Origin of the sequence: Curtobacterium sp. PhB146, assembly GCF_004342995.1 — a bacterium.
GTDB lineage: Bacteria > Actinomycetota > Actinomycetes > Actinomycetales > Microbacteriaceae > Curtobacterium.
This window is the reverse complement of sequence record NZ_SMBN01000009.1, coordinates 41,042-65,912: the sequence shown is the minus strand read 5'-3', so window position 1 is coordinate 65,912 and position 24,871 is coordinate 41,042. Positions and strand designations below refer to the sequence as shown.

The following is a 24,871-nucleotide window of genomic DNA, read 5'->3' as shown; positions in this document are numbered from 1 at the left end:
CTGCTCGCGGCCGCGGTGTCCGGGTGGACCCTCGCCGACGTCGAGCACGCCGCGAAGACCGCACCCGGCATGGAGCACTACCGCACCCGCAACCGTCCTACCGGCGGCCGCGAGCCCCGCACCGCGGCCGAGGCCGCCGCGCGCCTCGAGCGGCAGTGGGCGAAGGCGCAGGAGCGGGCGGTGCTGTACCGGTACGCGCCCGAGGAACGTCAGCAACGCGACCTCACCCAGCTGACCGGCATCATCGACGTCGTCGAGGCCATGCTGCAGGCGTTCACCGCCTCCCCCGGCCGCTGGACCCGCACCGAGTCAGACCTGCACGACAGCACCGTCCTGACCTACCTCGCCTGGGCGTCCCTACGCTCCGGCTCCCTTGACGTCGGCGCCGCACTCCGGTCCGTGGCGATCGCCACCGGGATCCCCTCGAGCACCGTCGACCGCTCACTCCGCCGCCTCCACACCGCTGGATGGATCACCCGCCGGCGCCAGGCAGACGGCCCCAACGCCGCCGTCTGGCGGCTCACAGACCGGTTTTCCACACCCTCCGTACGCGTCGGGCCACTTCACAATGTGACCGCCCGCCCCCCGGCCGAGCTCTTCGACGTGAGAGTCACCCTCCTGGAAGCTTTAGAAGTCCGGCTCGACGCCGGACGGCACGATGTCTTCACTCGCGCAGGACTGGGGCCCACGGCACGCCGTGTCTACGAGAGCCTGACCACCGACGAGCACGCACTCGAGGTCGTCGCTGACCGTGCAGGACTTCCCCACGGCCGCGCACGCGCAGCTCTCGCACGCATGCGACGCTGGACCCTCGCGATCGCCACACCCACCGGCTGGCGCCGGCGGCTGCAGGACTTCCGCACACACGTGGCCAAGCAGCTCGGCGTCGACGGGATCCTCTTGCGACGGGAACAGCAGTACGTCGACGAGCGCGACCTCTGGGCCTGGTGGCAGAACCACCTCATCCGCAAGGCCGGCCGACGAGGCCGCGACCGCACCCCCACCACGCAGGTCGTTATGTTCCGATCCGTCGACGACCACGGCGGTCCCGAGGCATACCCTGCGTACCCATGCTCGAGCGACGGCCGAGCCGACCACCAAGAAGCCATGCGGTTCGTCCGACGTGGTCTGCTCCAGCAACTCCGCGACCTCGAGCTAGCTGCCTAACGCGTGCATGCATGCCTTCTTGCTCGCTTTCTTTCATGCATGAATGCAAGCATGCAAGATTGCTTGACAGAACGCATGCATGCTGACATGCTTTCTTGCATGCAGACAGTCATGGTGTACAGCGAGTCCGGTGGGGTGTCGAAGACGACGACCGCAGTGTCCATCGCGATGATCGCTGCAGAACGAGGTCTCAGGACGCTCCTTGTCGACTTGGATCCCCGGGCAGCTTCAACGAAGTGGCTTAACGTCGAACCATCGGGGGAGGGGCTGCACGTCGGTGCGATCCTCGGCAACGAGGAACCGGAGGGATGGGCTGAAGACCTGGCAGTGTCTACCGCCTGGTCACCGAACCTTCGTGTTCTGCCGAGCGCCCGCAACGTGTCGAACCGCGAGGCCGACCGAGCCGACCACGCCGAGCTTCGCCTCCGCGTGTCACTCGAGGGCGTGCAGGCTGATCTCATCGTGATCGACTGCCCCAACCGCCAGGGCGGCCCCTTGACCCTGGCAGCCCTCAACGCCGCCGACACCGTCATTTACGCCGCTACCGCTACGAACGACGGTGTCGACGGCTTCAGCGGCGCCCGGAAGACTGTGCAGCAGTTCCGACACAGTCGAGAGCGCATCGGCGCTCCCGTGACGTTGACCGAAGCAGGCATCGTCGTCGGGGGAGTCCGGGAGACGATCATGTCCCGACCGGCCGTGGCGAGCATCGACGAACTCCGCGACACAGGCATGCTCTTGGTGCCCCTCGTCCCAGAACGAGCGATCGTGCAGGAAGTACGCCTCACGGGTGAGTGGTACGGCAACTACAGGAAGGGTGCACCAGTGCTCGACGCGTACACCGCCATCGTGGATCAGGTGATCCGATGAGCGATCAAAAGCCAGAGCGCCCTGGTGACCTCAGGACCCGACGCCGGCCACAAGCCGCCGCAGACGAGCGCGTCGACCCGGTTGACTACCGCCAGACCGAGCCTGCTCCGACTCCCATTCCGGCCCCGGCGTCTCCGTTACCGAATGCGACTCCGCCGGCGCCGCGCCGAGGCCGCCCTCGGCGCGAGGTGACGGTCCCGTTCAGCACTCGGCTCGCACTCGACGTGCAGGACCTGATCGATGCAGCGGTTGACGGCGGCGAGGGGACGATTCGCAACGTTGTCGAAGAGGCGATCCGCGAGAAGTACGGACAGCAGTACGGCACCGTGACTGCGGATCGGTAGCAGTCCCGCGTCGACGAGCGTGTAGTTCTGGGGGCGGTACACGAGAACGGGCGGGACAACCGTGTTGTCCCGCCCGTTCTACATCGACCTACGCCAGACCCGCAGCGTTCAACACTGCGAGCACCACCGGAGCCACTTCGTGTACGAGACACGCGTATGCGAGCACCACTACGGCGTTCCCGTACGCGCCGCCGTTACGGCCCATGTTGGACATGTTCGTACAGTCAGCTATACGATTGACATGTCCGGTCAACGTCTCCAGCATCTTTTCCATGTTGCGACTCCTCGTCCGGATGTTTATTTGAAAATTGATTCGGCCTCCCCGACGTGCGCTAACACGTCGATTACGGGAGGTCGTTTCATGCCCCCGGAGGGGACCTTCTCACTCTACCGGCGACCCCCTACATCTGTGAGTACGTATGTCACGGTTCGATCACGGCCGTCGATCGTTACCCGTCCGGAATCACAGCCGATCCGCATGTACAAGCCGATCCGGCGTAGGTGCCGCCAAAGTAGATCGGCCAAAAAAACGCGTGGTAGAACATGGCCCACGCTGATGTCTAAGTGGCTTTCGTGGCCTGCCGCCTCCATTTGTAACGTCAACCGGAGATGATCTTGGCCGGGCAGCGGCAGATCAGAACTCGTTCTACGGCTCCATGAATGATGCGACGAGATCTAGTGGACTAGAAGGGCCCGGACGAGAACTACGCATCGGCGTGGGGATCGTCACGCCACGCCGCTCGTCCTCGATGGTGCGGGTCAGTCGGCCTCGTCGAGCCGTTCGCCGCGGTGGACCGCATCGTCAGCGAGCTCGTGAAGTCCACGCTCGGCGCGCCGAGTCTTCATGTGAAGCAGCTGGAACGCTTCGTCGACCTCGATACCGTGCCGGTGAGTGAGTGGACCCTTGGCTTGTTCCACCGTGACGCGCGCGGCGATCGCGTCACGCACTTGCTCGTCGGAGGTTTGCAGTCGTCCGTGGTCAGGCTGTGTCGGATGAGGGCTGATGCGGCAACGGCTAACGAGACAGGGCCTCGTCGCCTGGGTTCGCTTCGAATGACGCCCCTTCAGAGCGGAACGGCTTCGCGATGACGTAGATGTTCCGTCGGAACGTGCGGCCGCTGAGTTCTCCGGGCAGGGATCGAGAGACGGAGGTGATCTCGAGCACCCCGAGCTCGACAAGTTCGCGGAGACCCTTCTTGCGAGTCGTCTCACCGAGGCCGTACCGCGCGGCGAACAGGCTCTGGTTGATCCAGAACTCTCGTTCCCCCCATCCCGCATGTGAGAGGGCGATGAGGTATAGCGCGAGTGCCCGTCCTGACATCTCGCTGATGACGCCGCTCGTCCACAGAGTCCTCGGCACTCGGAAGTAGGACTCGCCTTCTGCTGGATCGGGGAAGGAGTAGGAGTGCCGGTCGCCCGTTTCGCGGAGCAGCGTGATCCGCATCCGGTTCGTGCCGGTGGTGTCGAGTTGGATGAAGCCGCGTTCGTGAAGATCGTGAAGCGCGTCGAGTACAGCGTGTGCGCCGGCGCCCTCGGGGTCTGACTCTCCGAGTAGCCGAGCCCAGTACGGGCTAACCCGCTTTGAGTCGAACGGGGGCGATGCAATCACCCAGAGGAGGGTGATGAGCACAGCGATGCGAGTCCTCCCGCCACGACCCCCACCGCCTTGTTCAGCGTTGATGCCGCTGAGTAAGCGGCTGAGGGGAGAACGGCCCTCTTCCGGCCGTTCCACGAAGGCTCGTCGGACGGCGGCGGAGCTGCGCTTCACGTCGTCGAAGTCGAAGGTGCCGGTCACTCGAAACTCCAAGTCGCGCGAGAACCCCCAGGGAGCTACGATGAACTGTGAGGGGATGTCCTGGGGCGGGATGCGCTAAGGGTACACCCAGGATGCGCTGGGGCGCAACCTGGGTTGCGATGTCTGGGAAGGGGCTGATATCTGAAAATATTGGCCTCCTGATCCTCACCGATAACGCTCGAACCTCTGCTAGCCTGTAACCAGGTACACGGGACGAAGCCCTCGCTTCGTCGGTTCGGACTCAGGTCTCTTCGGAGCTAGCTTGATCATCCGGCCGGCAAGGTCAGGGCCCTGTGCAACCAGGGACGGCCCATGAAACGCGACGGGTCCAAACCGCGCACCACGAGGTCCATACTCGGGGCGGTTGTCCGACAAGAAGCGGTGACGGTTCGGAGGCGCCTCCAGACCATCACCGCTTCTTCGTGTCCGGGCTGTCAGGCGACTGCGGCCCGCTCTTCCTCGATGCCGTCCACGAGGCTCTGCAGGGTCCGGACCTTCAGCTCCGGTTCGCCGGCGGCACGGTACTTCGTGTTGACGAGCTCGCGAAGCTCGAGCGCGCGCTGCAGTCGATCGGTCTCGATCTTCCCGCGCCACGCCGGGGGAGTGGCAGCCAACCTCTCGGCCTCGGCAGCACGGGAGTGCAGGTAGTGGCTGCGGTAGTCCGTGACGGGCCCCAGCAGAGAGTTCGCGCAGTGGTCGATGCGGCAAAGGAGCTTCGTCCGGACGTCGGTGTGTCCGAGCAAGGTTCGGGCGCGCTTCATGCTCAGTGTCGTCGCAAGATTGGGGATGTAGACGCCCTGCCAGGCGCCGCCGCTCTTGACCTTGTTGCCCTCTTCGTCGAGCTTCGGCGGCTGCTTCTGACGCGTGATGTCGGCGGAGTGGTTGACGTGCTCCATCTGACCGATGCCCATCGAGTACCCGTCGACGTGGCCCAGCGCGTACGCGGTCTGTCCGACATTGCCGGAGCGGCCCAGGACCACCTTGAGGCCAGCCGACCGGAAGAGATCAGCGATGGTGAACGCTGCCCGGATCTTCGGGATCCCGTCGTCCTCGCCGCCGAGCGGTGTGAAGCGTAGTTCGATCTCGTCGAAACCGGCGGCGGCGTACTCTCGGGCGAGCTCGGCGGCGTCGGCAACGGGGAACCGCGCCTTCATCATTAGCACGGGACGCACTCGCTTGTCCGTGCTCAACCGGGTCGCCTCCGCGAGAGCCAGATCGAGGTGACTCGTCCGGGCGTCGCGGGCGAGGAAGTGCGGGGGAGTGACGATCGTCACCACGTCCGGAGTGGCCCCGAGGACGGCGTCGATGAGCTGCTGACGCTGGTCCACATTCGCCGCCAGAGCGTCGAGGTTGTACGGCGTCCCGGTGTAGCCGGGGATGCCCTGCAGGGTGAACCCTTCGTGCTCGAGTCGCTCGGTCCTCGGGTCGTACAGCACCTCCAGACCAGCGTCACGTGCTGTCTCGGCAACACCGTGCTGTGCCGCTGCGACCTTGGGGTGCAGCGAGATTGCGCTGACTCCCGCGGCGGAGCGCGCGATGAAGTCTTCGACCTTCTTGTGGTCCTGGTGGTCCAGCTGGAACTCGAGAGCCATCGTGCGGCACCTTCCTTGGTTTCTGGTGCCATAATAGCGTCAGAATGACCGACAGAACTAGGACACGCTCATGAGCGCAACCATGGACCGCGGCGCCCTCGCGCACAAAGTCACCGACATCATCGATGGTTTGGGGCTGACGCAGGACGAGGTCGGCACTATCGTCGACGCTTCCGCACGCTCGGTCGCGCGATGGTCGGTCGGTGAGGTCGTCCCACAGCGCCTGAATAAGCAGCGTCTACTCGAGTTGGCGTACGTCGCGCAAGCCGTCACGGAGGTCATGCCAGCCGACGATGCGAACGTGTGGATGTTCACCCCGAACCGTCTGCTGCACCATGACAGCCCGGCAGACACCATCCACGCCGGGAACTACCGTGACGTACTCAACCTCATCGAGGCCATCGCGGAAGGCGTCGTGATTTGACGCAGCTCGACGACGAGCTGGTGGAACGGATCGACCAGCTCGGCGCCACTTCCTGGTCCGGTGCCACTTACCGCTACACCACCGCTCGGCGCGACCCGCTCTCCGGCGCCGGCGCGCGCCTGAACGGTGGACGGTGGAACCCGCCAGACATCTTCGCCACCGTCTACCTCGGCACGCCACTCTCGGCGACGGTTGGAGAACTCGATCGCCTCGCCGAGTCTCAGGGATCCACTCCGGAACGGCTGCTGCGCGTCCCGTACCTGCTGCACACCGTCGCGGTGACCGAGCTCCAGGTGCTCGATCTCACCGGCCCGGCCGCCCTCGACAGGCTGGGTCTGACGTTGGACGACATCGCCGACGACGACTGGACGGCCTGCCAGGCGATCGGGCAGGCTGCATGGTTCCTGGGGCTCGGCGGGGTGCTCGCACCTTCCGCCTCGGGCGCCGGTCTTGTCCTGGCAGCGTTCGAGACCCGCGCCGCCGTCGCGCTCACAGTGGAGGACAGCACGCCGTTCACACCAGAACTGCTGGCGACAATCCGAGCAACCGGGCAGCTGCCCACCACGTCGTGAGGGGCCGGTTGAGAACGCCTGCTAGAAACGTGAAGGGAACGAGCCGGTTCGTTCCGTACATCACGGCCGCCGTGCTACCTGAAGCTCGCCCCTACCTCCCGCACGGTCCTGAAGCTGCACTCACAGCAACGGACGTCGACCGCTTTGTGACCGACACCGCTCACTTGCCAGGGACGCGCATGGCGGTCCTCGGCGTGCTCCGCGCGCACGGTGCCAATGGCGCCGAAGTTGGGATCTCGGTTGCGGCGCTTCTTATCTCAGCACTCGGCTTGGCGTTCAACCTGCTCAAGGTTGCTGCAAAGGCCGACGGGTGGCTGCAGGCTATTCCGATCCTCGAAGCCGTCGCGATCGTGCTCGCGGCGTCCTTCGTCATCCATGTTGCGGTAGCTGCTCACATCCGCAAGATGACGGCGGTGACGTGGCTCGGCGCATACCAAGATGCTCTGGCTGCACCCGTTGCCGCCTCCTCGCGGCCCAGGTGGTTACAACCACGCGGCCAGCGGAACCCTCGACAAACGTCAACGACTGACGCTCGACGAGTTAGGGATGAAGGCGCGGCCTGCCGGGGTTCGGGAGACCGGCACCATCCTTGAAGCCCTGGTCGTAGACCGCTTCCAGGACCTCGTAGAGACGTACCCCCTGGTACACGGTCATGTCCATCGTGACTTCATCGAGCGCCTTACCCACTTTGACGCCGGCATATACCTTCACGACCTCACCGTTGCTCGGCCTGGTGAACTGGTGCAGACGGGGTCCCTTGTCGGCGTTCGGCATCGGATGCTCCTTCGTCGGTGAATTATCCTCGGTTAGGCAACCGTATCTGCGACACCCCGTCAAGACTTTGAGCGATGATGCGTGCCGTAAACGACCGTTTGTGGCACATCTCTCGCTCCGGGTTGCGCAGTGTGAGCAGCCTCGCTCTGTGTCGTCGTTTTCGCTGCGATCGGTGTCGGGTCAGGTGGTGCCGATGACGAGGGTGCTGCGGGCGGCCTCGACGACGTCGTTGGTGATGACGTCGAGCTCGTTGATCTTCAGGACGCGTTGGATCTGAGGGAGGAGGCGCTCAAGGAGCCGGAAGTTGCCGCGGGTGATGCGTTCGACGGCGGCGATGGCTTGCGCGTCGGTGAAGTCGTCGGGGTCGAGCGTCTTGCCGAGCTTGCGCCATTGACGTTCGAGGACGAAGAGCAGCTCGTCGTGGCCGAGCGGACGGTACTGGTGGGCGAAACCGAGGCGGCTGTAGAGCTGCGGGTAGTGGCTGAACTGCTTCTCGATGCCGGGCATGCCGATGAGGATCATCGCTATGCCGGTGCGGTCGTACTGGTCGCGGAGCCACTCGATCGCGTTGCCGGTGAGGCGTTCGGACTCGTCGATGATGATCAGCTCGAGCAGGGACGGGTTGGGGCCGTGTGCGTGGTCGAAGTGGCGACCCTGGAGCAGGAGGTGTTCCTCGATGCAGCGTTCGGTGCGGAGCATGTCGTGCCGGAGGTCGTCCTGCAGGGCGCGCATCGTGGCGGAGACCTCGGGCGTGTAGAAGACGGTGCGGGCTCGGTGGGCGGCGGCGTAGATCTTCGTGTCGTCTTCGCTGCGTGCGGCCCATCTGGCGATGAACGGGCCGATGCTGTCCCAGTGGGCGTAGCGGCGTGCGGAGAGGGTCTTGCCGACGCCAGCGGGGCCGAAGCAGACGCCGATGGTGTTCTGCTTCCGGACGGCGTCGGCGAACTCCGCGAACCGACGGTGTTCCTTCGTGATGATGAACTGGCTCGTCATGACCGGTCCTCCTCGTAGGTCATCAGTCGCGGTTGATCCGGTGCCGGTGCGGGTGCTGGTGGGGTGTGATCATCGGGTGTGGGGCGGACGATCGCGATGCGTTCGCGGATCTGCCCGCGCAGGGCTCTTCGTTGCGCGTTCCGGGCGGCCTGGATCTGCTTGAGACTGATGGTCTCGGTCTGATGCGCGGTACTGATCGCGGTGCACAGGAACGCGTCGCGGTGAAAGACACGGATCTCGGTGACGTCGCGGGGGTCGTACCGGACGCTGACGGTGCTGCCCACGAAGGGTGCGAGAGTGGTTGCGGTGTAGCGGAGCCCTTCGAAGTGGATGCCGTCTCGTTGCACGACACGCGTGGTCGGGACGGTGAGCAGGAACCCGTCGAGCTGCTCGAGGGAGTCCGGCATTCGTGGCAGCCACCCGTCTGCGATCCACGCTTCCAGTGGGCTCTTCCGGAGCTCGCGGTGGATGCGGGCGTTGTAGCGGCGGATGAACGTGTTGATGGCACTGTCGACACCGGCGAGATCCAGCGCCGGCGTCGGCGCCGGCGCCGAGGATCCGGGTGCGAGGTGGCCGGGGAGCGTTGGGAGCAGCTCGGTGTTGATGGTGCCGAAGAACCGCTCGATCTTCCCGCGGCCCTGGGGGCGAGCGACCTGCGAGTGGATGATGCGGAGGTGCAGCACGGCGGCGGTGTCGCCGATTCGGTGGCTGGTGAAGTCGGACCCGTGGTCTGTGTAGAGCACGTCTGGGATCCCGCAGACAGGCCAGTCCGGTTCCGGCTTGTGCCAGATCGCTTGCCGGAGCGCGAGCGCGGTGTTCGCGGCGGATGGGGCGCCGAGGAACACCATGTACCCGCAGACCGCGCGGGAGTAGTCGTCGAGGATCACCGTCAACCACGGCCGTTCGGGCTTGCCGTCGGGTCCGACGATGAGCAGATCGAGCATCGTGTGGTCCGCCTGCCAGATCGCGTTGGGGCGATCCGCACGACGTCGGAGCAGCAGTTCGTGCTTGTCCCGATATGACGCGGGCCCCTCAAGCGCGAGCGTCACCATCCCGGGATCAAGCCCGTTCACGATCGACCGCACAACGGAGTACGACGGCGCTGAGAGACCTCGTTTGGTGCAGTAATTGTCGACCTGGCGGTGAATCGTGGCGATCGAAGGTCGTGGCTTGGTGAGTGCGAGCCCCTCAATCAGGCGCACCAGTTCCGGTGCCGTCCGTCGGGCGCCGTGATCGGTGCGGGTGCCGTCGGCGAGAGCCGGGTATCCGCCGGTTCGGTAGCGGGCCAACCAGCGTTGCAGGGTGCGCTCAGCGACGCCCGTGGTGCGGGCCAGGGTGGCGAGCGGGATGGCGTCCTCGACGTGCAGTCGAAGGATGCCCCACCGCTCGCTCGCGTCCATAGCCAGCTACATCGTTGGGGAAGGCTTGGTTCGTCGCGCCGCGACGGGCTCGGCGTGCTTCGCGAGTGCACGGTAGATGGTGGTGCGGCTAACGCCGAGCACGTCGCCGATCTGCGCGACGGTCATGTCCTGCTGTTCGTAGAGCCGGCGTGCGGTGCGCACCTGGTCCGCGGAGAGCCGAGATGGTCGGCCGCCGGTGCGGCCGCGGGCTCGAGCGGCGGCGAGGCCGGCGTTGGTGCGTTCCTTGATGAGGTCCCGTTCGAACTCCGCCAACGCGGCGAAGACGTGGAACACAAGCCGGCCGCCGGGCGAGGTGGTGTCGATGGTCTCCTGCAGGGACCGGAACCCGATGCCGCGCTCGGCGAGAGCGTGCAGCTGATCGATGAGGTGCCGGATGGACCGGCCGAGCCGGTCGAGTCGCCAGACGACGAGAGTGTCGCCGGGGCGGAGCTGGTCGAGGAGCTTGTCGAGCTCGGGCCGGTGTTGGAGCGACCCGGACATGGTGTCGACGAACACGCGGTAGCAGCCAGCGGCGTTGAGCGCGTCGATCTGCAGCGACGCGTCCTGGTCTGTGGTGGACACGCGCGCATACCCGAGAAGGTGACCCATGAAGAGAACGTAGCGAAACTCGACCAGGAGGGGTAGTGGCGGCACGTAGATTCTGGGACTGGGTTCCGCTACAAGACACGGCGCCTCGCACCCGGACTGAGCGCCGGTACGGATAGTTGTAGCGGAATCGTTCGTATTTGTTACGTCTGCCGCGCTCGCGCGGCGAGCCGGAGTGCTTGCACGGAACGGAGGTGTTGTTCCGATCGGTGGCGGCCGTTGGCGGGAGACGGATGTGGTGCTGCGATGACCGGAAGGAGTCGGGGGTGCTCGTCCAGGGTGAAGTGTCGCATGACGCCGTCGAGGGCAACGGCCCCGTACGTGACGATCGCAGTGAGAGCGGGGAGGGCCGCGAGCAGTGTGGCGAGGGCATGCCGCCCCTCGTCGATGTCCTCGAGTCGCACGCGGTCGGGCAGTTCCCATGGGACAAGGTTCCAGCGGACGTACTCGCCGCGTGCGAGTCCGGACTCGATACGGGCTGCTCGGAACGCGGCCGCGGTCGGGCCCGGGTTGTCCTCGCTGCAGATCGCTGCGTGCGCTGCGGCGATGGTCTGGGGGCCAGGCGACTGCATCAGGACCAGGACACGGCTGAATCTGCCGCCGGATCGTGGGTCGAAGCTCGGGACGAACCGTCGGCTGCCGTCGGGCGCGGTCCGCCACGTCTCCGCGAGACCGTTCAGCGATCGAACGTCAGCGAGTTCCTCGGGGGTACTCATGCCGGCTGTGGCGGTGCCAGCAGGGTGCCACGGATGACGGATCCGTGAAAGGTGCGAAGGGCAACGGTGATCCATGCGGCGACGAGGCCGGCGTAGTAGATGACGGCGAGGACGGCAACGACGGTCAGGCCTGAGTGCAGGGCGAGCCCGTTCAGGCCGGTGACGCAGGTCCCGACGGGGAACGTGAAGGACCACCAAGTCAGGCTGAACGGCAAGTGTTCGCGGGCAGTGCGGATGGTGATCGCGAGGGCGATGACGGTCCACAGCAGCGCGAAGCCGAGCATCGCGAACCCGTACACCAGCGCCACGACCAGCAGGGCATGCGCGGTACTCGCATCGACAACGGTGGGGGCGTTCGATGCGAGGAGGTTCACCGCGGTGATCGACTGTCCGACCGGCCCGAGGACGATCCACAGAGTCGGGACCATGCCGGCGGCCCCGACCTTGTGCTGCGCGAGACGGTTCCAGATCAGCGTGATCACGACCAGCGACGTGATGAGGCTGAGGCCGAAGAAGCCGTAGCAGGACCACAGCAGCGTCTCCCGCGCCTGCCCGGCGGGGGCGTACGGCAGCAGGAGCGCACCGGTGGAGGCGGACACCATCGGCGGGACGATCGGCATCAGCCAGCCGCCGAACGCGGAGTCGGGCTTGTTCTCGTGGCGGGTGAACGCCAGGTACGGCACGAGCACTGCCGTGAGCAGTCCTCCGATGGTGCCGATGGTCCACAGGACCCAGTCGATGGTGACGGCGGCGGGCAGGCCGACCCAGTCCTTGCCGAGCAGGAGTGTCCCGGCGCCGACGGTGAGGAACGCCATCGGTGGTGCGCCGTAGAAGTGCGAGATCACCGGGTTGAGCTGGTGCCCGGCTGCAGTGCTCCGGTAGCGGATCCAGTGCAGCACCGTCGCGGTCGTGAGGGCGACGAGGAGCACCGCGGCGATCGCCCACACGACCGTCGCCGCGAGGCGCAGCCCGGGGAACTGCAGCGGCAGTGACGCAGCTGCGACAGCGACGATCCCCGTGCCCATGATCGACGCGAACCAGTTCGGTGTGAGATTCGACACGATCAGGCCTGGCCGCTCCAGGTCACGGAACAACGCCGTCTGCGGCCGTTGGGGCAGCTGGCTACCGTTCGCGGGTGCAGGGTCCGTGCGGAGCGTTGTCATGGGCCAAGCCTGCGCGAATCCTGCCTCTGGCGGTACCCGGAACCTCTTGGCAGGGCACAATCAATGATTGTGGCACTACGGCGACTCACGGACCGAACCCTCGACCTCGACACACTCGACGTGCTCGCACGCGTCGCCGAGACCGGCTCCCTCTCCGCTGCCGCTGGAGCGCTCGGCGTCACGCAACAGGCAGTGTCTGCTCGGATCCGGGTCGCCGAGCGTATGGTCGGTCACTTGTTGGTGCACCGCTCGACCACGGGGTCGGTGCTGACCGAGACCGGCAGGCTCGTCGTCGGGCTGGCCGGACCGGTCCTCGACGCGTCTCGCCACCTCGAAGCAGGAGTGGCTGCGCTGCGGACTCCCACGGGTTCGCTCGTCGTCGCAGCGTCACAGACGATCGCGGAGCTGCTGCTGCCGGGCTGGCTGCTCGAATTCCGCCGCCGCGAACCCGACGTGCGGGTGCGCCTGATCGCGGGCAACTCCGCCGCGGTGACGGACCTCGTGCAGTCGGGTGGCGCGAACCTCGGGTTCACGGAGACCCCGGTGACGGCGGCAGGTGTGTCCGCGCAGGTGATCGCGGACGATGAGCTCGCGGTCGTCGTTGCGCCGAAACATCCCTGGGCTCGGTCGACCGGGATCACTGCGGAGGTCCTGGCGGCGACGGCTCTGCTCCTGCGGGAAGAAGGTTCCGGAACTCGCGCGACCCTCGCCGCATGGCTCAGGGAGGCCGGTTTGAGCATGTCGGTTCCGGCCGCGGTGCTGGAGACCACGAGCATCATCCGGGCGAACGCGCAGGCTGGAATTGCACCGGCGGTGATGAGCCTTCGCACGGTCGCCGCCGACATCAACGACGGGTCGCTGGTGCGGGTCCCGCTCGCTGGGCCGCCACTTGCCCGGCCGTTGCGGGCGATCTGGTCGGGAGAGCCTCAGCCAGCTGGTTCTGCTTTCCTGCGCGTCGCCCACGAGGTGACCGGTCGGGGTCAGCGCAGCCCGTAGGGCAGCTCCGGATTGTTCTCCGCGATCTCGGTGAGCCGGTTGTACTTGGCGACGCGTTCTCCGCGGGCGGGTGCGCCGGACTTGATCTGTCCGGTTCCGGTGCCGACGACGAGGTCCGCGATGAACGTGTCGGTGGTCTCGCCGGACCGGTGCGACACCATGCTCCGCATCCCGAGCGAGCGTGCGACGCCGATCGCGTCGAGGGTCTGGGAGACGGTGCCGATCTGGTTCGGCTTGATGAGCGCCGCGTTCGAGAGCCCGTCCTTCCCACCGTCGCGGATGCGCTGCGGATCGGTGACGTAGAGATCATCGCCGACGATCTGGAGCATGTCGCCGAGCGCGAACGACATCGCCTTCCAGCCGCCGTGGTCATCTTCGGAGAAGCCGTCTTCGATGCTCCGGATCGGATACCGGCTGATGAGGTCGCGGTAGTAGTCGACCATGCCTGCGCGGTCGAGCCGGCGGTCCACGACCCGGTAGCTACCGTCACCGAGCGCGAACTCGTTCGCCGCCGGGTCGAGTGCGATCGCGACGGTGTCCACGCCGGGCTCGTAACCGGCGGCACTGATCGCGGCGACGAGGAGGTCGAGGGCCTCCTCGGGCGCGGCGATCGACGGGGCGAAGCCGCCTTCGTCCCCGAGACCGAGACTGCCGAACCGTTCCCGGACCAGTGCCGCCAGCGCGTGGTAGACGTCCGATCCGATCCGAACCGCGTCGGTCATGGTCTCGGCGTTCACCGGGGCGATCATGAACTCCTGGAAGTCGAGCGCGTTCGCTGCGTGCGCTCCGCCGTTGAGCACGTTGAAGTGCGGGACGGGCAGGCGGGGCGTGCTGCCGGTGACGTCTGCGATCCAACGCCAGAGCGGCAGCTCCGCTGCGGCGGCGAGAGCGCGTGCCATCGCGATCGAGGTCGCGACGACACTGTTCGCGCCGAGCCGGCGGTGGTTCGGGGTGCCGTCGAGGGCAGCGAGGGCGGCGTCGGCCTGCCCGATCGAGGTCCACGACTGGCCGGTGATCATCGGTGCGACGTCCGTCGTGATGAGGTGCAGTGCCTGGCTCACGTCGCGGCCGCCGTAGCTGCTGCCGCCGTCGCGAAGCTCGACAGCCTCATGCGCGCCAGTGGATGCGCCTGCGGGGGCGTCACCGGTGACGACGGTGCCGTCCTCGAGCTCGAGACGCACCTGGATCGTCGGGTAGCCGCGGGAGTCGAGGATCCGGGAGCCGTGCAGGCTGCTGATGGTGACGGGGCGGCTGGTGTGGGTCACGTACTCGCCCTGATGGTGGGTGGTGTGGTGGACGTTGCTGATGTAGTCGTTCACGGCGGTTGTCGCCTTTCGGGTTGGTCGTGCGGGTGTGGGCCGCGGGGAGGCGGAGGGACGACCTCCTGGCGATCACTGGGCGCCAGTTGCCTCCCCACGGCGGTTCAGGGCGCGCACTGGATGGTGTCGGGTGCGCGGGTGCCGGTCAGGGGTGCGGGGTGAACCGTTCCTGTGCGGCGCGGATGATGGCTTCGGCGTCGACACGGTTCGCCCACCCGTTGGTGGTGACGTGCTTGCCGTGCTCGATCTCCTTGTAGTGGGCGAAGAAGTGCTCGATCTCCGCCAGGACCGGCTCGGCGACGTCGGAGATGTCCTGGACGTGGTCGAAGCGGACGTCTCCGGCGGGGACGGTGAGGATCTTGTCATCGCCGCCGTTCTCGTCGACCATGCGGAGCATCCCGACCGGGCGGACGTCGATGACGACGCCGGGGAACGTGGGCCGGGGCAGCAGCACGAGCGCGTCGAGGGGGTCGCCGTCATCGCCGAGAGTGTCGTCGATCGAGCCGTAGTCCTGCGGGAACACCATGCTGGTGAACACCGCCCGGTCCAGGCGGATCCGTCCGGTGGCGTGGTCGACCTCGTACTTGTTGCCGCTGCCGCGGGGGATCTCGATCGTGATGTCGAAGTGCATGAGCTGTTCGTCTCCCAGTCGGATGGTCAAGTGAGGGTGCCGAGGGTGACGCCCCCGGCGGCTGCGGCGACGGAGACGACGAGCATCCCGAGCCCGTTCACGGCAGCCGCGGTGGTGCGGCCAGTGCGTGCGAGGCGGACGGTCTCGAAGCTGGCGGTGCTGAACGTGGTGTAGCCACCCATGAGCCCTGTTCCGAGCACCGCGACGGGGGTGGCGCCGAGGTGACCGGCGGCGCCGGTGATCAAGCCCAGCAGGAACGAGCCGGTGATGTTGATCGTCAGCGTCCCGACCGGGAGCCGGAACTGCCGACCCCGGTTGATCGCACCATCCACGAAGAACCGTGCGGCCGCGCCGACACCGCCAGCGACCGCGACGCTGAGGAAGGCCAGGGCGCTCATGATGTGGCCCCGTTCGGTCGGACCAAACCCGCGATCGCGAGGCCGCTACCGGTGGCGATCGCGCCGGCGAGGACCGTCAGGAGCGCGTACCCGGTGCCGGCCAACCCGCGGCCAGCGAGGAACAACACCGCGGTGCTGGTCGCGAGGGTGCTGTAGGTGGTGAACCCGCCGAGGACACCGGTTCCCAGAAGCAGGCGCAGTGTCCGGCGGCGACCCTCGTCAGGTCCGCGATGCGCGAGGTGTTCCAGCAGCACACCCAGTAGGAGCGCGCCGGCGATGTTGATCCAGAAGATCGCCCAGGACACCTCCTGCTGAGCGGGGAAGGCGGTGCTGAGTCCGTCGCGTGCGGCGGTACCGATGGCGCCGCCGAGTGCGACGACACCGAGGTACCGCCACCGCAGATGCACTGGCCGGTCGATACGTTCCGGGTCGTTGGCGTCGATGTCTGGGTCGGGCGGGAGCTGCCCATCGGGCAGGTGCGTGTCCGTTCGGGAGGTCATGTTCCACCTTCCGCAGCGACCGCTGCCGCTGCTGCTCGTGCTGCCGGATGCAGGTACTCCCCACCCCGCGGACAGAACCCACCGTCGCCGTCGAACCGGTAGATCAGGGGTTCGCCCGTGGGGAGGTTCAGGTCCGCGAGCTCACCGTCAGTTAGGCCGTCCATGCAGGCACACAGTGCCCGCAGTGAGTTGCCGTGCGCGACGACGAGCACTGTCTGCCCGTCGCGGAGTGCCGGGGTGATGCTGTGCGACAGGACGGGTTGGACCCGGCGGATGACGTCGGAGAGTGTTTCGGTTCGACGAAGTGCCGCCCACGGCAGTCCACGAAGCGCCGGCGTCCGCCGGAGCGCCAGCCACGCGCGGATCGACATGCGTGGTGGCCGTCCCGTGCGGGTCCGACGAACAGCGAAGAACTGCTCCGCCCCCAACGCCGCTTGCGCATTCTGCTTGGACATGCCGGTGAGGGCGCCGTAGTTCCGCTCGTTCAACCGCCACGTCGACTCGATCGGCGCATCACGTCCGAGGACGTCGGTGACGAGCTCCGCCGTGTGGAGCGCCCGCTCGAGCGTCGACGTGAGCACGAGGTCCGGTCGGATGCCGGCATGCAGAAGTAGCAACCCAGCCCGATTCGCTTCGGCGCTGCCCTGTTCGGTCAGCGCGACGTCTCGCAAGCCGGTGAAGGTACCGGCAGCGTTCGCAGTGCTCTGTCCGTGGCGGAGCAGAACAAGCTGGCCGGTCACGGGGTGTCCAACGGCAGTGGGGCATCGAACCCGACCGGATCAACGGGCACTACGAGCACTGAACGGTGCTGCTGATGGGTCAGCCGTACCGCGACCGACCCCGTGAAGAACTCCGCGATTCGACCCGCTCCCGTCCTGGCCCCGACGACCAGCATCGCCGCGTCGCGGTCTTCGGCCACCTGCGACAGTGCCCGGCTCGGATCCCCGACACCCGGGACGAACGTGACGTCGACGCCGTAGGTCGTTGCGGCAGCACGTACTGCCGCCTTGTCACTGTCCGACAAGCCCTGCGGTGTCGTGTCAGCGGTGTCAGGGTCGATCGGTTCCACCATCACCGACCCGTCCGAGCGCGTACCGGCATCGAAGAGCGATGCATCCACGCTGACGCACACCAGCGTCGTACCGAAGCGCCGCGCGATAGACGACGCAACCTCGATGACCCCCGGAGCGAGGCCGGGCAGGACGCCGACGACGACCGGTCCGGAACCGATTGGTGCTGTCATGACACTCCCTACCTCAGGCGCGCAGAAGCGCGACCAGCTGAGATAGGGACTGTTGTCGACAACTGTCGAGGTTGGGTCCGGCAAGCCCCACTACCGGGTCCGAAGACACCACCATTATGCACCCGAACCCCAAGTCACGCGGGCCGTCTCGCGCACCCGCGACGTCCCGACACCGAAGGAAGCGATTCCGACGACACGGAGCGAAGCCGCCCACAGCGCAGAGCGCGCCGCGCCGGCGTTGCACGTAGCGGAACTCTGTGCCAGTTTCTACGTGCCGTTTCCATCGACGTCCTACGGGTTCCGCTACGTTCTGAGCTATGGGTGAGCTTCTCGGGTACGCGCGGGTGTCGACAACCGATCAGGACGCGGCGCTGCAGCTCGACGCGTTGAACGCTGCCGGCTGCTACCGGGTGTGGGTCGACACAATCTCCGGATCGCTCGAGCACCGTCCGGAGCTCACCAAGCTGCTCGATCAGATTCGACCAGGCGACACTCTCGTCGTGTGGCGGCTCGACCGGCTCGGGCGATCCATCCGGCATCTGATCGACCAGCTGCAGGCGCTGGGGGAGCGAGGGGTCGGATTCCGATCCTTGCAAGAGACGATCGACACAACCTCACCCGGCGGCCGGCTCGTGTTTCACGTCTTCGCCGCCCTGGCCGAGTTCGAACGGGATCTCATCCGAGAACGCACGCACGCCGGCCTCACCGCCGCTCGAGCTCGAGGCCGAAATGGCGGCCGGCCGCCTCGGCTGTCGGCCGATCAGGTACGAACTGCCAGGCGTCTGTACGAGGAACGGGACATGACGGTCGCGCAGATTGGGGACGTTCTCGGAGTCAGTAGGACCACGGTGTATAGGGCACTCCGACGCGAGAGCGAGCCAGTCGCGGGACGACGTCGAAAGACGTCCGGCTAACCATCGGGCACCGCGCGGTCCGTGCGGCCGATGCGCACGGGGAGCTTACGACATGTCTAGAGCCGAAACCGGATCTGTCGCGGAACCCCTTGAACCGACCCCATGTCCGCGGCTCTCAACCGCACAGGAGCCGTGGCGCTGGGGTATACCTCAATCCAGCACTACGGTCCCTGCCCAGGCTTTCTGGCGGCGGAGGGCGCCGATGGGCTGAGCGCGCCAGACCGACTGCGCCAAACCGAATCTGATCTTGTTACGGGAAGGATCTGCGTGGCAGCGTCTCCTGAATGCAGCTTCACTCCGGCAGTCGCGGTCGAACTGGCTGAAGAACGCTCTAGCGTGGTACGCCTAAACCGTTGGCCTCCAGCAAATGCCGGTTGTTGCGTTCGAATAAGCGGACGTAGTGCGGGTCGTGAGACGGGGATGCGCAGCAGCCCGCAGGAAGAGGATATCGTGATCCTGTGAAGGACTCTGACGCTTCGGCTGCTCTACCTATCGAAAACCCCGACATCAAGGAACTGGTGGACAGGGCGACTCATGCTGGCATCACGGCCTCGACGCGAACCTTCGGGGTCGAGGATCCTCGCACGATCCGACATTACGTGATTCTCGATATGCCCAACGGGCGGCAGACGAGGAACGTAATGGTGGCGGAGCGCCATTTTGGCGCCCTAATCGGGACTAAATTCGAGGAGTACGTCGTATTAGGGGACTACGACGCGTTCGTTGATACGGGGAGCGGGGTAATTGAGGCACAATTGACGACGGGCGCGTTCGGAGCTGCGGGGCGTCTTGGGGGGCAACACCAGTTAAAGCGGCTGCCCGGAGTGGAAGTAGGCGTCGCCGATGCGCCCGACGCCAGCCCTGAAACGGAGGAGGACGCGTATTTAGGTCGCGGGGCGGCTGCCGATAAGTGGCGGCTCATTTTGAGCGAGGGCGGTATGTCTCTAGAATTGTCCCCTGCCTCTGACGAGTTCCAAATCCTTTTTGGGGGAGGGGTTACGCTCAAGATTAGCGGCGCTTCAACTTCGACCCATGACGAAGCGCTCGGAGTCTTGGAGCGTTATGGATCGGCAATGCTATTCGAACTAGACGTTGTCTACGGAGTACCTACTCAGTTGGCTAAGCAGCGACGACCGAACCGTCGAACGCGTGGTGAGCAACCCGACCGCCCACCGAAATTCCCGGTCAATGAGTATGCGGCGCAAGCCCTTGAGTTGTATCAGTACGGCCGCGCCGCTTCGGGCTTACCGCTACTCCAATACTTGGCCTATTACCAGGCGGTCGAGTATTTCTTTCCTTTCTTTGCTCGTGAACAGACTCTGAATGCAGTTAGGAGCCAACTGCTACACCCGGCTTTTAATCCACGAGACGACGCAGATTTAAGTCGCTTAATCAACGCCTCAGCGCCAGAGGCTCGACGTGGGATGGGAGAGCGAGACCAACTTCGTGCGACTATCCGAGCGTGCATGATGGAGCCGGATGTCCAAGATTTTATTGAGTCGCTTCCGGAGTATGTTGACCATTTCTCCTCAAAGAAGCAAGTTATCAAGGGCGTGGACTCGATTCAGGCGAAGAACAATCAGACGGATCTCCGCGACCAGATAGCAGACCGCATTTACGCCATTCGTTGTCGTATCGTACACTCGAAACAAGACGGCGGGGGGTCTAGCGACGACGTTCTGCTTCCTTCAAGTCGGGAAGCGAGTTCTTTGCAGGCAGACCTCGAATTGCTTCGCCTCGTCGCACAACGCGTACTTGTAGCGCGAGCTGCACGAACATGAGTGAAATCAACGGTTAGCGGATGGCATCAGGGGAGAGGCGACCTTGGGAGTCCCACGGCCGGCTTTGATCGAGCGTCCAACGTCATGCGTTGGCGATCCCCTTTCGCCTACACCGAGGTGGGAAGACGCGGAATGCGTGGCGGAGAGCGACCCGCGCAAGGAGGCTGACATAAGAGCGCCGTATCGGCGTCAATGAGAAGAGCCGGCTGCCCTCGAGGGCGGCCGGCTCTTTTCGTGGGGGGAGTGGCGTCAGTGTGCGGCGTCGTACGCGTCGCGGACGGCCTGGCTGATACGGCCACGCGAGGAGACCTCGTGGCCGTTCGCGTTGGCCCACTCGCGGATCTTCGCGAGCTCTTCCGAGTTCCCACGCTTCGGCGCGCTGCCGGCACTGGTACGCCCGGCGCGGCCGTTGACCTTTCGCGCGGCAGCGACGTAGTCAGAGAACGCTTCGCGGAGCGCGTCAGCGTTGTCGTCGGTGAGATCGATCTCGTAGTGCCCGCCGTCGAAGGTGAAGGACACGGTGCGGCCCTTGCCTTCCTCGATGGTGTCGCCGGTGAGGTCATCGACCAGGTGAGTGGTGACTTTCTGCGCCATGGAATTTACCTTTCGATTGGGAGCTGCCTCTACTGTGTCAGATATCTCGTTGGGCACACGTCTTTACAGACTCAGGGCGAAGTTTGGTTCGGGTACGCCGCGGACTGGGCCGCTCAGCCAGGCGCCTATTCCATGCGCGTTGTCGCGCTGTCGGCAGTTGGATGAGACCGCTCGATCGTCCAGGATCGGTAGCCGAGACCGCGTCTGATCCCGAGGTCCGCGTCCTTGAACGTGCCGAGGTTCACTCGTCGGAGCTCAGCGCCGATCGACGCTGCAAAGCGCTCGTTCATGCGTCGCGCTGCCAGATTGTCATTCTGGGTGGCAAGGGCGATGTTGCGGTGCGGGGCCTGCTCCACGACGGTGCGCATCAGTGCAAGACCGATGCCGCGGCCACGTGCGGTTCCCACGACCCCCACGGCCTGGATGAACACCGGATCCGATGCCGCTGTGCCGGTCATCGAGACGCTAAACCCGACCTGTGTCGCGCCGATCGTCGCGAAGTACACCAACTGTCCGGCGATCGTTTTGTTGTTTTTGGACTCTGGTTGGGGGGTGATCGGTTCGCAAGCGCCCTGCATGTATCTCATCCAACGAGCGTCCCCGGAACCTGCTGTTGCCTGCCGGATCGTGAACTCGGATGAGGTTAGTTCCTCCAGCGAAGTGAGCCATGCCGCGAGGTCAGGGTCGAAGGCTGGATGCAACGGGTAGCTGTCAGATCGGATCTCGTCCACGGGTTCACGCTACGGCTGGTGTGCTTGAACGTGGGTCGCTGTGGTTCTTGCAGGTTTCGATGATCCCAAGAGCGGCCCCGCGACGCTGTGCGCCTCTCGGTGCCCAGCTCGACGGGGGACTTCCGCTCTGCAACGAAGTCCGGGGTGCCGTTGAGGACGCTGCCGTGCTTTATGACCTGGGCGACCACGCTCGCTGAGTCTCGCGTAGCGCTCCACAGCCGGGCACCTCACCGGGCGGGTCGGCTGCGACACCTGCGTCCGCGGACTTCCGAGGTCACCGACACTGGCGCCGGGCCGTGCGGCAGTCGATCGGCTATCGAGACACCTACTTCTGCCAACATCTAGGCATGACAGTCCCTGATACAGCAGCACTCCGTAGGCTCCTTGGGGCCGTTGTAGGCGCCGTCGACGAGCCCGCTCATCCAGAGCTCTATGGGCAGCTGTGGGCTCTCTATCTAGGCCTGTCTGAGCGCAATGGGGAAGTCTCCGAGGGCGGTCGGCGCGACACAATTGAGGGCGTGCTGCCTTTCCTTCCCCAGGTTTCAAAGCTCGGCTCTGCGGGATACAACGCCGTCAACGAATTCCGGGACGCCGTCGCCTGAGCCTCTGTCATGTTCCCCATGACGGATCGGCTACCGAGACGTGTCAGATCGCCGCACCAAACAGATGCGGCACCTGACCCCTGATGAACCGGTCGATGTCCCCCAGGGGCAGATCGGGATATCGGCGGACGTCGATCGCCATCGAGAGGTGGTCCACCACCGTCGACCATGCAGGACAGCGCAGGCGGAGACGAGAACATTCGGCGTCGAGACCGGCCATGTAGGACACCCCGGAGAACAGGGTTAAGTCAGGGTCGATAGGCCACGCGTAGGCGAGGATCCTGCCCCATCGGTGGCCGGGGTCGAACGGCTCGCCGCCGCTCGGGTTGAAGAGTCGAGCCGCCCGGATGCCTTCGTATTCACTGGCCGTCTCAACGAGGATCCGCAGGCCGTCGCGGGGTGCTGCGTAGTCGGTATTCATGCGGCCACCGTAGTTCGGGGCACCGGCAGAGAGCACACGAGTACGCGCTACGCGCGGCGCCCTGTCTCCGCTTCGCTGCGCAGGCCATCGGAGGGATCATGGTCAGGCGTGTGACGTCGGTACAGCTGCTCGAGGTGCCCGGCTGGTGAAGAGGGCAGTTGATGGACGGGTACGCTCCGCGGCGTGACTGATGAGCTCGAGGCGTTGCAGTGGCTCACCGTCGACGAGCTCGCCGCCGCACGGCGGCGTGCGATCAAGCAGCTGAACCTCCTCAACAGTTCCGCGGCCGACTGCTGGGAGTCCGAGGCTGCGCTGCAGCGCACGCTCGCGCTGATCGGACTGGTGCAGGATGAGCGTCGCCGGCAGTGATCCTCGACGTCAGGCGTCGACCGTGATGCCCAGGCTGATCCACCCATCGGGAACCGACTGCAGGTAGGCGGCCAGGGCGGCGTCATAGTTCGGCCCGGACGCTTCGTGTGGCTGGATCTCGGTCGACCGGGCGACAGCGCGGACGGTGATGTTCCCGGCCGCGGTCGAGCTCAGCGTGTTCGTCTGCACGACGTCGTACCCAGCGAGTTCCAGGCCATCGACGGCGCGGGCCCGCGCGGTGCTCTGGTCGTCTCCGTTGCCGTCAGCGGTGATGGTGTTCGTGGAGCGGATCGTGCCGCGGACGGTGATCATGGATCCATCCTCGCAGCGCGATCCGACACCTGCGGTGTCGGCGGCCGCGGTCATCATCGGTGGCATGCCCGAACACCGGTGGGCGCCACCGATCCACCCCGATCCGCCCGAGGACCAGCCGCTCGGCATCGACGCCCCGCCGGCCCCGGATCGCGTGTCCCGCTACCCGGCGGTGTGGGTGCGGGTCGAGTTCACCCGGTCTGGCCTGCAGACCTGTCCCGGATTCGTGGAGCAGGCGGACGCCGACGTCGTCTACGTGCAGCTCGTGCACATGGGCTTCGTGCACCACCTGTGGTTGCCCCTCGAGCGGATCAAGAAGCGGTCTCTGAAGCCGCAGGGGCGCCGCTGATGGGGCAACGCCGGCGCGGCCGCTGGGTGCCCGAGGAAGCCGTGTCGCTGCCCGCAGACGCCCGTGGAGGCCCCGTGAGCGACGTTAGGCCACCGGCACCCGTGCACGCGTGGATCCGCACCTACCGCGGTGTCGATCGCCGCGTGGAAGCGAAAGCGATCGCCGCGACCAATGACGCCGTGCTGATCGAGTGGGGGAGCGGCCAGGCCGCGACCGCGGCGTGGGTGTGGCGGGCGGCTGTGAAGCACCGCGTGGCGGTCTCAGCGACGTCATAGCCGGCGCCGGTTGCCGGTGTCGGGGGCCGTGCGTACCGTGGTGGTCTGCGTCCGGACCATTCCCCCCAGTGGCTTCGGGCGCCCGCGGCTCGAGCAGCCCCCAAAATCGCTCGAGCTGCAGCCGGCCCCGGTCTGTTCCCCCCAACAGGCCGGGGCCGCTTCACGTTCGTTGGCCTCTGCGCGCCGGCGAGCTCCTCGAGCACGGGGATCTCAGCGGACCGCCTGGCGGCGGCCTGTTCTGGTCTGAGCGGGCCGCCTTCGGCGGGCTGATCTTGTCTGAGAGGAGCCGGCAAGCCGGCCAGTGCTTGTCGAACCCCAAGGGGTTCGTTGTTTGCCCGGGAAGCCTTCGGCGATTGTACGGACGAGGTTCCGGGCCGCAAGCCGTCGCCACCGCCGCACGCGAGAACTTTCGACCGGCGCCGTCGTGCTCATCTCCTCCGTCAATGGACGGCGCCGGTCGAAACTTCTCGGTGCGTCGCCGCTTTGGGCTTGCACCCCGGCTCCTCGTCCTATCGGCACTACGTGCCTTCCCGGGCAAACAACGAAAGGGAGAGGAAGAAGGAAATGAAGTTGATGGGTATTCGAGCGACCGCAGATGGTGCGGTTGAAGGCGTCGTCGTGAACGCGGCGCAGTCCACCCTGCAGGGCACGCGGGAGCAGATCGGGTGCCGCCTGGTGGACGTGGTCCGCCTCGACGGCCGGATCGATGCGTGGATCGATGACGAGGGCATGTACGCGGGGGAGCGCAACGACCTCGCCACCGTCGCAGTGGTTGCTCTCGGGCGTTCCCGGGCGGCGTCGCCGCTGTACGGGACGGTCCTGTTCCTGACCTACGACGAAGCCGGGGACACCCGGTCGCTGTCGCCGGATCAGTACACGGCCGTCATGCGCGCCTTCCAGCAGGCCCGTGCGGCGCTCACCCGGGCGGAAGCACTGTCCGCAGTGTTCCGCCAGCAGTAACACCCAGCAGTCCCACCCATAGGAAAAGACCGGGTGCGGAGTTCCCGACAACCACTAATT

At 66.0% G+C, this 24,871-nt stretch carries 29 protein-coding genes and 1 pseudogene; 10 read left to right on the top strand and 20 right to left on the bottom strand.

Translation table 11 applies throughout. From position 1 onward, the window contains the following. Positions 1-1,167, top strand: a pseudogene (locus EDF33_RS20325) (hypothetical protein); the annotation flags it as partial. A 99-nt stretch (positions 1,168-1,266) separates the two neighbouring features. Then, positions 1,267-2,037, top strand: coding sequence for a ParA family protein (locus tag EDF33_RS19165; RefSeq protein ID WP_132100889.1), 771 nt, complete (start codon positions 1,267-1,269; stop codon positions 2,035-2,037). A gap of 1,103 nt (positions 2,038-3,140) precedes the next feature. Here the strand turns inward: EDF33_RS19165 and EDF33_RS20320 are convergent. The 3 genes from EDF33_RS20320 to EDF33_RS19150 all read right to left on the bottom strand — a co-directional run bounded on the left by EDF33_RS20320 (position 3,141) and on the right by EDF33_RS19150 (position 5,768). Further along, positions 3,141-3,329, bottom strand: a complete 189-nt coding sequence (locus tag EDF33_RS20320) for an ANTAR domain-containing protein (RefSeq protein WP_165918886.1) — start codon at positions 3,327-3,329, stop codon at positions 3,141-3,143. 67 nt (positions 3,330-3,396) lie between these two features. Continuing rightward, a complete protein-coding gene (locus tag EDF33_RS19155; RefSeq protein ID WP_132100888.1) occupies positions 3,397-4,176 on the bottom strand; it encodes a helix-turn-helix domain-containing protein in 780 nt (259 codons plus the stop codon). 434 nt (positions 4,177-4,610) lie between these two features. Continuing rightward, positions 4,611-5,768, bottom strand: coding sequence for a hypothetical protein (locus EDF33_RS19150; protein ID WP_132100887.1), 1,158 nt, complete (start codon positions 5,766-5,768; stop codon positions 4,611-4,613). A 70-nt stretch (positions 5,769-5,838) separates the two neighbouring features. Here EDF33_RS19150 and EDF33_RS19145 point away from each other — a divergent pair, with 70 nt between their 5' ends. Further along, on the top strand, positions 5,839-6,192 hold the full coding sequence (locus tag EDF33_RS19145) for an antitoxin Xre/MbcA/ParS toxin-binding domain-containing protein (RefSeq protein WP_207906725.1): 354 nt from the start codon (positions 5,839-5,841) through the stop codon (positions 6,190-6,192). Continuing rightward, positions 6,189-6,764 carry an RES domain-containing protein gene (locus EDF33_RS19140; RefSeq protein WP_132100886.1) on the top strand — a complete coding sequence of 192 codons (576 nt, stop codon included), beginning with the start codon at positions 6,189-6,191 and terminating at the stop codon, positions 6,762-6,764. The genes EDF33_RS19145 and EDF33_RS19140 overlap by 4 nt, the downstream gene beginning before the upstream one ends. A 257-nt stretch (positions 6,765-7,021) precedes the next feature. On the opposite strand, the gene EDF33_RS20315 is transcribed toward EDF33_RS19140, so the two are convergent. From EDF33_RS20315 to EDF33_RS19110, 7 genes are all read right to left on the bottom strand, one after another. Beyond that, positions 7,022-7,159 (bottom strand): hypothetical protein, encoded by a 138-nt coding sequence (locus tag EDF33_RS20315; RefSeq protein WP_165918885.1) that lies wholly within the window; start codon positions 7,157-7,159, stop codon positions 7,022-7,024. A 145-nt stretch (positions 7,160-7,304) separates the two neighbouring features. Then, a complete protein-coding gene (locus tag EDF33_RS19135; RefSeq protein WP_132100885.1) occupies positions 7,305-7,538 on the bottom strand; it encodes a hypothetical protein in 234 nt (77 codons plus the stop codon). 180 nt (positions 7,539-7,718) lie between these two features. Then, complete coding sequence (locus EDF33_RS19130; protein WP_055960810.1) at positions 7,719-8,531, bottom strand: AAA family ATPase; 813 nt, start codon at positions 8,529-8,531, stop codon at positions 7,719-7,721. Beyond that, positions 8,528-9,931, bottom strand: a complete 1,404-nt coding sequence (locus EDF33_RS19125; RefSeq protein ID WP_071301383.1) for a Mu transposase C-terminal domain-containing protein — start codon at positions 9,929-9,931, stop codon at positions 8,528-8,530. Before EDF33_RS19125 ends, EDF33_RS19130 begins: the two co-directional genes overlap by 4 nt. Before the next feature lie 6 nt (positions 9,932-9,937). Further along, a complete protein-coding gene (locus EDF33_RS19120; RefSeq protein ID WP_055960814.1) occupies positions 9,938-10,540 on the bottom strand; it encodes a recombinase family protein in 603 nt (200 codons plus the stop codon). Between the two features lie 140 nt (positions 10,541-10,680). Beyond that, entirely contained in the window at positions 10,681-11,109 is a 429-nt protein-coding gene (locus EDF33_RS19115; protein WP_228506156.1) for a uracil-DNA glycosylase, read from the bottom strand. A gap of 140 nt (positions 11,110-11,249) precedes the next feature. After that, positions 11,250-12,416, bottom strand: a complete 1,167-nt coding sequence (locus tag EDF33_RS19110) for a TDT family transporter (RefSeq protein ID WP_060915499.1) — start codon at positions 12,414-12,416, stop codon at positions 11,250-11,252. Positions 12,417-12,479: 63 nt separating this feature from the next. Between EDF33_RS19110 and EDF33_RS19105 the strand changes: the two genes are divergently transcribed. Beyond that, positions 12,480-13,412, top strand: a complete 933-nt coding sequence (locus EDF33_RS19105; RefSeq protein WP_347812772.1) for a LysR family transcriptional regulator — start codon at positions 12,480-12,482, stop codon at positions 13,410-13,412. Here the strand turns inward: EDF33_RS19105 and eno are convergent. The 6 genes from eno to EDF33_RS19075 form a co-directional block, all read right to left on the bottom strand. Then, a complete protein-coding gene (gene eno, locus EDF33_RS19100; RefSeq protein WP_083393829.1) occupies positions 13,397-14,731 on the bottom strand; it encodes a phosphopyruvate hydratase in 1,335 nt (444 codons plus the stop codon). The genes EDF33_RS19105 and eno overlap by 16 nt on opposite strands. Before the next feature lie 145 nt (positions 14,732-14,876). Then, positions 14,877-15,362: an inorganic diphosphatase gene (locus EDF33_RS19095; protein WP_055960822.1), complete on the bottom strand. Its 486-nt coding sequence runs from the start codon at positions 15,360-15,362 to the stop codon at positions 14,877-14,879. 26 nt (positions 15,363-15,388) lie between these two features. Further along, complete coding sequence (locus tag EDF33_RS19090; protein WP_055960823.1) at positions 15,389-15,760, bottom strand: CrcB family protein; 372 nt, start codon at positions 15,758-15,760, stop codon at positions 15,389-15,391. Continuing rightward, entirely contained in the window at positions 15,757-16,167 is a 411-nt protein-coding gene (locus tag EDF33_RS19085; RefSeq protein WP_055962328.1) for a CrcB family protein, read from the bottom strand. The genes EDF33_RS19090 and EDF33_RS19085 overlap by 4 nt, the downstream gene beginning before the upstream one ends. An 89-nt stretch (positions 16,168-16,256) precedes the next feature. Further along, on the bottom strand, positions 16,257-17,000 hold the full coding sequence (locus tag EDF33_RS19080) for a 2,3-diphosphoglycerate-dependent phosphoglycerate mutase (RefSeq protein WP_055960826.1): 744 nt from the start codon (positions 16,998-17,000) through the stop codon (positions 16,257-16,259). After that, positions 16,997-17,587, bottom strand: coding sequence for a universal stress protein (locus tag EDF33_RS19075; protein WP_243692505.1), 591 nt, complete (start codon positions 17,585-17,587; stop codon positions 16,997-16,999). Before EDF33_RS19075 ends, EDF33_RS19080 begins: the two co-directional genes overlap by 4 nt. A gap of 233 nt (positions 17,588-17,820) precedes the next feature. Between EDF33_RS19075 and EDF33_RS19070 the strand changes: the two genes are divergently transcribed. Both EDF33_RS19070 and EDF33_RS19065 read left to right on the top strand, forming a co-directional pair. Next, positions 17,821-18,417: a recombinase family protein gene (locus EDF33_RS19070; RefSeq protein ID WP_132100884.1), complete on the top strand. Its 597-nt coding sequence runs from the start codon at positions 17,821-17,823 to the stop codon at positions 18,415-18,417. 458 nt (positions 18,418-18,875) lie between these two features. After that, positions 18,876-20,198 (top strand): hypothetical protein, encoded by a 1,323-nt coding sequence (locus EDF33_RS19065; protein WP_132100883.1) that lies wholly within the window; start codon positions 18,876-18,878, stop codon positions 20,196-20,198. Between the two features lie 249 nt (positions 20,199-20,447). On the opposite strand, the gene EDF33_RS19060 is transcribed toward EDF33_RS19065, so the two are convergent. The 3 genes from EDF33_RS19060 to EDF33_RS19050 form a co-directional block, all read right to left on the bottom strand. Next, entirely contained in the window at positions 20,448-20,792 is a 345-nt protein-coding gene (locus EDF33_RS19060) for an Lsr2 family protein (protein ID WP_132100882.1), read from the bottom strand. A gap of 125 nt (positions 20,793-20,917) precedes the next feature. Beyond that, positions 20,918-21,523 carry a GNAT family N-acetyltransferase gene (locus EDF33_RS19055; protein ID WP_132100881.1) on the bottom strand — a complete coding sequence of 202 codons (606 nt, stop codon included), beginning with the start codon at positions 21,521-21,523 and terminating at the stop codon, positions 20,918-20,920. Between the two features lie 645 nt (positions 21,524-22,168). Next, positions 22,169-22,546: a hypothetical protein gene (locus tag EDF33_RS19050; RefSeq protein WP_132100880.1), complete on the bottom strand. Its 378-nt coding sequence runs from the start codon at positions 22,544-22,546 to the stop codon at positions 22,169-22,171. Between the two features lie 183 nt (positions 22,547-22,729). Between EDF33_RS19050 and EDF33_RS19045 the strand changes: the two genes are divergently transcribed. Then, positions 22,730-22,915: a hypothetical protein gene (locus EDF33_RS19045; RefSeq protein WP_132100879.1), complete on the top strand. Its 186-nt coding sequence runs from the start codon at positions 22,730-22,732 to the stop codon at positions 22,913-22,915. A 9-nt stretch (positions 22,916-22,924) separates the two neighbouring features. On the opposite strand, the gene EDF33_RS19040 is transcribed toward EDF33_RS19045, so the two are convergent. Next, the gene (locus EDF33_RS19040) at positions 22,925-23,227 is read right to left on the bottom strand and encodes a hypothetical protein (protein WP_132100878.1); all 303 of its coding nucleotides are present in this window, start codon (positions 23,225-23,227) and stop codon (positions 22,925-22,927) included. Between EDF33_RS19040 and EDF33_RS19035 the strand changes: the two genes are divergently transcribed. Together EDF33_RS19035 and EDF33_RS19030 are read left to right on the top strand one after the other, a co-directional pair. After that, positions 23,226-23,576 (top strand): hypothetical protein, encoded by a 351-nt coding sequence (locus EDF33_RS19035; protein ID WP_132100877.1) that lies wholly within the window; start codon positions 23,226-23,228, stop codon positions 23,574-23,576. The genes EDF33_RS19040 and EDF33_RS19035 overlap by 2 nt on opposite strands. 893 nt (positions 23,577-24,469) lie before the next feature. Further along, the gene (locus EDF33_RS19030) at positions 24,470-24,811 is read left to right on the top strand and encodes a DUF3846 domain-containing protein (protein WP_165918884.1); all 342 of its coding nucleotides are present in this window, start codon (positions 24,470-24,472) and stop codon (positions 24,809-24,811) included. Positions 24,812-24,871: the final 60 nt, after the last annotated feature.